General features: G+C 60.8%; 8 protein-coding genes. 3 read left to right on the top strand and 5 right to left on the bottom strand.

Annotation, left to right across the window (positions count from 1 at the left end; genetic code table 11):
• Positions 1–456: 456 nt before the first annotated feature.
• The 5 genes from QXF46_08775 to QXF46_08795 form a co-directional block, all read right to left on the bottom strand.
• Positions 457–1,125 (bottom strand): hypothetical protein, encoded by a 669-nt coding sequence (locus QXF46_08775; protein ID MEM0226952.1) that lies wholly within the window; start codon positions 1,123–1,125, stop codon positions 457–459.
• 47 nt (positions 1,126–1,172) lie between these two features.
• Positions 1,173–2,765: an NAD(P)H-hydrate dehydratase gene (locus tag QXF46_08780; GenBank protein MEM0226953.1), complete on the bottom strand. Its 1,593-nt coding sequence runs from the start codon at positions 2,763–2,765 to the stop codon at positions 1,173–1,175.
• 32 nt (positions 2,766–2,797) lie between these two features.
• Complete coding sequence (locus QXF46_08785) at positions 2,798–3,016, bottom strand: ribbon-helix-helix domain-containing protein (GenBank protein ID MEM0226954.1); 219 nt, start codon at positions 3,014–3,016, stop codon at positions 2,798–2,800.
• 195 nt (positions 3,017–3,211) lie between these two features.
• Positions 3,212–4,312 carry a uroporphyrinogen decarboxylase family protein gene (locus QXF46_08790; GenBank protein ID MEM0226955.1) on the bottom strand — a complete coding sequence of 367 codons (1,101 nt, stop codon included), beginning with the start codon at positions 4,310–4,312 and terminating at the stop codon, positions 3,212–3,214.
• Positions 4,313–4,459: 147 nt separating this feature from the next.
• The gene (locus QXF46_08795) at positions 4,460–4,984 is read right to left on the bottom strand and encodes a hypothetical protein (GenBank protein MEM0226956.1); all 525 of its coding nucleotides are present in this window, start codon (positions 4,982–4,984) and stop codon (positions 4,460–4,462) included.
• A gap of 440 nt (positions 4,985–5,424) precedes the next feature.
• Here QXF46_08795 and QXF46_08800 point away from each other — a divergent pair, with 440 nt between their 5' ends.
• The 3 genes from QXF46_08800 to QXF46_08810 form a co-directional block, all read left to right on the top strand.
• Entirely contained in the window at positions 5,425–5,688 is a 264-nt protein-coding gene (locus QXF46_08800; GenBank protein ID MEM0226957.1) for a TRAM domain-containing protein, read from the top strand.
• 81 nt (positions 5,689–5,769) lie between these two features.
• Positions 5,770–6,705 carry a DUF4129 domain-containing protein gene (locus QXF46_08805; GenBank protein ID MEM0226958.1) on the top strand — a complete coding sequence of 312 codons (936 nt, stop codon included), beginning with the start codon at positions 5,770–5,772 and terminating at the stop codon, positions 6,703–6,705.
• A partial coding sequence (locus tag QXF46_08810; GenBank protein MEM0226959.1) for a hypothetical protein occupies positions 6,695–6,988 on the top strand: 294 nt, incomplete at its 3' end. The genes QXF46_08805 and QXF46_08810, both read left to right, overlap by 11 nt.

A 6,988-nucleotide genomic window follows, 5' to 3' on the forward strand; every position in this document is an offset into this window, starting at 1 on the left:
CCTTCTTCTCGACCAGCTCGTTCGGCCCGTACTCCCTAAGCCGCCTTCGAGCCTCCTCGCTGCTGAGCCCCGCCTTGCTGGTGCCAAGCTTCTCTAGAACCTCTTCGATGCTCATCGAGTGCCAGCTCATGGCGTAGGGGTAACCGCCGTGCACCTTTTAAGCGCTATCCCTAGGAAACGAAACCATAAGGTAAACTAGCATGAAGGTAGGTTATTGGAAAAAACGTTGAGCCGCTGAACTAGTGAATGGTGCGCTCCTACGCGAACAGCGCCCGTTGAAAAAGCTTCGGGGGCAGTAGCCAAATCAGCAGACTTAAGCCATAAAAGGCTCCGCCAGTCACGCTTCCAGCGGCTGTGACGATGGAGGTTTCGGCTGACGGGTGATGCCGTTAGTCCCACCGCCTGAGCCGCTGCCTAGCGCGCTCAGATCCGCCCTCTCGAGTGGCCCCCAAGCGGCTAGCTTGGCCCCTCTTTCCGGGCCATCGCCCGCTTCACTGTCCGGGTCAAGCTCTCAATCGCTCTCCTCCACTCCTCCTCTGTCGCTTCCCGGTAGATCATCTCGTAGCGGCCGTGCACTTCGCGGGCGCGAACCTTGAGGTACAGCCTCCCACTCCTGCTCGCGAAGATCGTACAGTAGGTGAGGAGGCAGATGATAGGCTTGCAGCTCCTCCCGTAGCTCTCCAGCTGGCAACTCCGCTGCTTAACGTTGAAGAAGATGCACCTTCCCGCAGGACCCGTGCCGAGCTCGTAGACCCGCACGAGCCCCCTCACGGTCTCCACAAGGCGGCTTGGCTGCGCCTCAATCCTCCGCCTCACCTCGCTCGGCAGCTTGCGGATTTCGACGTCCAGCACGAAGGCGCCGCTGAAGACCGCGCAGCATCGACCGCAGCCTTTCGGGCACTCCATCCTGTATGATGCTTCGATGACCGAGGGATCGACCCTCTCGAAGACGGACTCGTCGAGCCTAGCATCGGGAGGGACCTTGAAGACTGCGAGCAGCCTGCGCAGCTGCGGGTTGTAGTAGACGCCGATCAAGCTACCCTTGAGCCGCGCCGCCTCCCTCAGGCAAAGGAGGTTCCGCGCCTCGCTCCCCCCGGGCTCCCTCAGCGCAAGGTAGATCGGCATCGGGAAGCCGGTAACCGGCCAACTTCAACTTTTCAGCAGGAGGGCAGCTAGATCACCTCCGGGAAGTACCTACGTTCGATCTCCTCGGGCTTCTCCCTCAGCATCCTGACGGCCGCCGGCAGCTGGGAAAGAATATCGTCCGGCGTGACACCGTCCTCGCCCAGCTGCTCGGCCGCTAGATCGCCCGCGAGCCCGTGGACGAGGACGCCCATCCGAGCCGCCAGCCCGGGATCTCTGAAGCCGATGCCCCACATCGCCGCTATCGTGCCTGTGAGAACGTCGCCGGAGCCCGCCTTCGCCATCCCGGGGTTCCCAGTCATGTTGATGTAGACGCGGCCGTCGGGGTAGCCGATCAGCGAGTGAGCACCCTTCATAACGATGTACGCCTTGAGGCTGCTGCACGCCTTCTGGAGCGAACCGACGGGGTCTGCCTGCACCTCGCTGGGCTCCATGCCGGTGAGCCTGCAGAACTCAATCAGGTGGGGCGTGATGATCGTCGGGGCGCTCCTCCCCTTCACCGCATCGGGATCCTTCGCCACCGCTGTGATCCCGTCGCCGTCCACGATTACCGGGATCTTCAGGGAAGCTGTCAGCTCCCTGATCAGCTGCTGCGTCTCCTCGTTGAGCGAGGTCCCGGGGCCGATCGCTGCGATGTCGATGCCCTGCTCCTCCACCAGCTCGAGGAGGTAGTCGAGGTTCGCGCGCGAGATCGTGCCCTCGCTCGTCTCCTCGAGCGGGATGTAGACGACCTCACTGCACCTAGCGGCCACGTACGGCACGACGGACTTCGGTGCCGCGAGCCTCGAGTACCCGCCCCCAGCCCTCAGGAAGGAGTAGGCGACGTAGTAGGGGGCGCCGTAGTAGTAGCGGGCGCCGGCGACCGCGAGCAGCTTCCCGAAGGTCCCCTTATGCCCCCACTTCACCCTCTCCGGCGGCTGCAGGGGCTTGTTCAGCTCCACCTTGATCTCCTCGCTCTCGAGGAGTTGACGGGGGTAGGAGAGGGGGGAGACGTAGAGCCTCCCGCAGTAGTGGAACCCGGGGTAGAGGATGTTACCGATCTTTGGTAGGCCGAAGGTCACCGTGGCCGCCGACTTGACGGCGGAGCCCATCACCCTACCGCTGTCCGCGTCGATGCCCGAGGGGATGTCGACGCTCACCACCGGCTTCCCGCTCCCATTGATCAGCTCGATAGCCTCCCTGTAGAGGCCCCTAACCTCGCCCCTCAGCCCCACCCCGATCAGGCCGACGATGGCCACCGTGCACCAGTCGAGCGCCTGCCTGAGTACTTCCAGCTCCTCAACCCCCCTCACGTGGTGGATGGGGAGCCCCAGCCTCGCTGCGAGCTCGTAGTTCCTCCTAGCCGGCTCCGGGTACCGCGAGGGGTCCCCCACGACGACCACTCTCACTTCGACGCCCGCGGCGTGCAGCCTCCGAGCCGCTACGAGCGCGTCGCCGCCGTTGTTTCCGACGCCTGCTACAACAGCCACCCTCTGAGCTGAACCGAAAAGCTTCATCACGACCGCGTAGACGGCGGTTCCAGCGTCCTCCATCAGAAGGAGGGGGTCGATGCCGTACTCATCCGACGCCCTCGCGTCGATCCTTCGAGCCTCCTCCCCTCTACAGACTTTGAGTACAAGCACGTAAAGAAAGCGCGATCGATGCTTAAAACGCTTTACCTGTACCCTACTGTTAGCTGCCTTTTCTCGATTACGTCTCTGTGTTCTCGGAGGAGGTTGAAGAGGGCTGTCCGTATGGCTTCACTCCGGTTGTTGAAAACGCCAATCTCCACCAATCGATCCAAAGCCTCCAACAAAGCCTTCGGCACGTGGAAACTCACAATCTGAGTGCGAGGCTCAAAACGAACTTCGAGGTTTTTCGCCCTCTTGGCCATGCTCTCACCTTGGCGGTAGGGGTTCAAGAGGGTACTCCTCCACCCAGTGGTTAATAGCGGGGTAATAAGCCCCTAATGACTGCTGTAGTTTCGCGGTGTGTTCCAGCGTGATACCCCAGTTCAAACTCGTTAGCGCGCGCTGATCGTGAAACCCGCAGCGGTGGAGGGCGATAGAGCCAATCCAGCGGGTTCAACCTAGCCTCCCGCTTCCCTGAGGATCTCAGAGATGAGTCTGATCCTTTCTAGGTCCGCGGGTGGCGGGAGCTCGTCCGAGATGCCCAGGATGAGCCTACCTTTGAAGAGCTCGATCAATCTCTCGACGAACCTCCTCAGAAGATCCCTCTCGATGTGCGGTAGGAAGAGGAGGTACGGTACGCCGTCCAGGACGACCATATCGCCCAGCTCGCGCTTAGCTTCCTCTAAGGTGAAGTCGCCGGCCGGTTTCGGCGTTAGCGCTTCCACGCCGTCAAGCCCCGTCTCTCTCAGTAGAGGTAGCAGCTTTCTCGCGTACCCGTCCACATGTATATGCACGTACTTGCCGAAGCTGTGCAGGTAGTCTGCAGCTTCCCTGTACACCGGCACGCAGTACCTCTTGAAGAGCTCCGGAGAGGTGATTCTGGCGTCGATGTTCTCCCCCAGGTTGAGCACCCTCATTGGAGACTTCGCCAGCTCCCTGTAGAACTCCCAGTTGTGCTCGTTGATGACGCCCATGAGCTCCTCCGTCCTACGCTTCTCGAGCCTAAGCAGCCTCGCCGTCGTGGGGATCCCCGCCCAGTCGAGGAAGAGGGCTTGAAGGGGGCTGTGCGGGAAGAAGAAGGTTACAAAGCCTCGCGTTCCCACCCTCGCTCTGAGTCGCTCGTAAGCAGCGTGATCGAACTTGACTTTAACGCTCTCGAGCACGTATTCCAGCGGCTTAAAATCGCCTACCCCCTTAATGGGATACTCGAGGGTTTGCGCGGAAAGCCCGTAGAGGTCGTAAGCGACAACCCTTCTCAACGTACCGTAGGGGGTGATGGCAAGGTGGAGCTCTCTCCTCTCGCCGATCCTCTCCACCCTGAACTCAACACCTTCATACTCCACCTTTACGCAGCTCTCAACGTAGTAACCGCTATAGCAGCGCCAGGTAGCACCCCACCGCTCACAAATGTCGGGCAGATCCAACCCCTCGTACTCTCGCGGCAGTGTTCCAGCGCGCTTGTTGAAGTGGTACCAGTACTCGTGACGGATGTTGAAAGGCACCTGCGATGCTGCCCCCTCAAAAACGGATACCAGGAGCTCCTCCAGGCCGTTTCCCACGCCGTGTTTGACGAAGAGACGCGTAATAAGTGTTCTCCCGGAAAACTGATGCTAGCTTCCAGCCGCAATGGAAAGGACTGAGGCTGAGCGTAGGCCAAAGCCCGCTTGCGCGTTTCCCGTAGACCGGGGAACTCAGGCTGCACTCTCTCAGCGGATTTCAGGTTTAACACCCCTTAGCTCGAGCAGCCGTAGTAGGGTCTGAAAATGCTCCTCGCTGCCCACTGGCACTGAGATCACGGGTGGAGTTCCACCGACTATCGTGACCCACCCGGGCTCCCTCCGCTCGATCGTGAGCTTCCGCGCGCTAGGCAGGCGGTACGGCGGCATGTAAACCTCTGCCTGAATCTCAGCGACCCCCTTCTCCCAAGCCTCCAAGACTGCTGCGTAACCCTTGTCGGCGATGTACACGACGCCACCCCCAACAGTCTCGAACGCGAGGAGGAGGGGTAGCTCCTGCTGGGAGCCGTTGGCGGGAGCACTACCGGAAAAAGGTGCAGGAACCGTTAGAACCGTCTTCACCGAAGCTTTAACTCTCTTCCGCTTCGCGAGCCTATCCTCGAAATCGACTGTGCACATGAGTACTCTTACAACGGACTCGAAGAAGCTCTGATTCCTTAGGCAGGCCTCCATCAACCCGTTAACGCACTGTTCCAAGTCCACTCGCTCCTCCACGGGCAACTGGTGATAGCCTGCAGATAAGGCTTCCGTCCGGGCCTAGCCACTTACTGACTCTCAGGTGAAGGATCCGCGCTTGAAATCGCCGTACCGTTCAGCTAGAACAATACCCTGCTGCGGTTGCGGGGGAAAGCACGCCCAAGGGGGCGCGTCAGCCGGTTTGGCACTCTTCACCCTTTCCACTGCTTCGCAGGCGTTCGTCACCCGCGCCCACCAAAACTTCTCCCGCAGGCTTTAAGGGTTAACTCGCGCCAGGCTCCGACTCGCCCTTTACAGGCGATCCCCACCCAGCATGGTTCAACTCGAATACATGTTGGCTAAGCAATCGAGCATCCCTTTTCCGATTTTTTGAAGCTCCTCTTTCGCACAGTTAGCGGTAGGTTTAAAAGGGTTCAACAGGCAAAGCCCCTGCCAGGGAACTGGCTGGAATGGGATAAATGGAGGAATATGGGAGTGAGAGAAGAAGGGGTCCGCGAAGACCGCGTAGAGGTCCTCCACGTCAAGCTCCTCTCGAGAATCTTGAAGTCGGTGAGGAGCTTACGCTCCGCATCTTCGGCGTGAGCCGGCGTGGCGATGGAATGGGGAAGGCGAAGGGCTACACGATTTTCGTGCCCAACACGAAGGCTGGTGACGTGGTTAAAGTCCGCGTGACTAGGGTTTGGGCGCGCTACGCTACAGCTGAGGTCGTAGGGTCGGAGTAGGCAATCCCCCAATTTAACTTAAAGTCTTTTTCTTGCGGTGCGTAGCTTTATATTAAGGCTGGCAGAGGACGTTGAGGGCGCATGCCTCGATCGAGACTGGCCCTTACGGCAGCGTATGCGGTTCTCGCAGCATCGATAGCAGCCAGCAGCTTGACGAGCACAGCCGGTGCTGGCGGCCTGCCCAAGCTTCACCTCGATTCACGGCTCCTCCCCCTTGCGCTGCTCGTAGCCGCAGCCCTCGTGGTTCCCCTCTTCGCGGAAGGGTTCAAGGAGCTGTTCAAGCAGGCCTTGAAGCGTAGAAGGAGGGGTCCCTGGTGGCTGCTCCCTCTCGCCGTTCTGCTGCAGCTCGCCTTGATAGTATCACCCTTAATCCTACTCATCGGCCTCGCAGGTAGAATCGCGCCGAGGCAGCCTGAAGCTCCCGAGCCTCCAGTCCAGCAACCCGACTCAACGGGGGCTCAGCAACCAGACCAGGGCGGCGAACCCGGTGAGGGGGGAGAAGCGGGCGGCAGCTACCCATCTGAGGAAGCATCGGAAGCTTTGCCCTCCTCGAGCTGGCCTCTGGGAGCCGTAGTTGGCGTGCTCCTCACCCTCTTGGCCGTCGTAGTCGCCTACGCAGCTGTCAGCGCTTGGATCGAGTCGCGTAGCCCGCAGCCGACCGAGGAGCAAATGGACGCCGGCGAGCTGGAGCTGCTCGAAGCGACGCAGGAGGCCATCCGAGAGGTCGAGGAAGGCGGGGATCCTAGGGGGGCTGTCGTCTCCTACTTCCTCAAGCTGTGCAGGCTCCTTCGGGAGAGAGGCGTCCCCGTGAGCGAGGAGATGACAGCCAGGGAGGTGGCTCGCGCAGCGCTGAGGCACTTCGAGAGGCTGGAGCCAGCCCCGCTCGAGAGGCTCGTCAGGCTGTTCGAGGAGGCGAGGTACAGCGACCACTACATAGATGAGGGGATGAGGAGAGTCGCGCTCACCTGCTTCACCGCGATCAGGGATTCGCTCGCGGGTGGCGCGGTTGAGGGTTAAGCGGATCATAGCTACCGCGGTAGCCATCGCTGCGGCTGCAGCTCTAGCCCACCTGCTGTCCGGCTACTCGATTGAGATCGCCTGGCTTGTCGCCCTCGCCATCCCCCTCGCCGCTCTCGCGAGGATCATCATCGATCTCTCGGGCTTCCAGCCCCCCTCTGTGAGGCACGCATCCTCGAAGCCGCTGATCAGGGTCCTCAGCGACATCGTCGCAGGGCTACCCGAGACCGAGAACTCGCTGAAGCTCAGATTGAGGGAGCTGCTCATTCGAAGGCTAGCCGCT

This window comes from Thermofilaceae archaeon (assembly GCA_038731975.1).
Taxonomy (GTDB): domain Archaea; phylum Thermoproteota; class Thermoprotei; order Thermofilales; family Thermofilaceae; genus JANXEW01.

Coding starts and splice junctions, on each gene's coding strand:
- QXF46_08775 (MEM0226952.1), bottom strand. CDS start 1,125: ATGCCGATCTACCTTGCGCTGAGGGAGCCCGGGGGGAGCGAGGCGCGG.
- QXF46_08785 (MEM0226954.1), bottom strand. CDS start 3,016: ATGGCCAAGAGGGCGAAAAACCTCGAAGTTCGTTTTGAGCCTCGCACT.
- QXF46_08800 (MEM0226957.1), top strand. CDS start 5,425: ATGGAGGAATATGGGAGTGAGAGAAGAAGGGGTCCGCGAAGACCGCGT.
- QXF46_08805 (MEM0226958.1), top strand. CDS start 5,770: ATGCCTCGATCGAGACTGGCCCTTACGGCAGCGTATGCGGTTCTCGCA.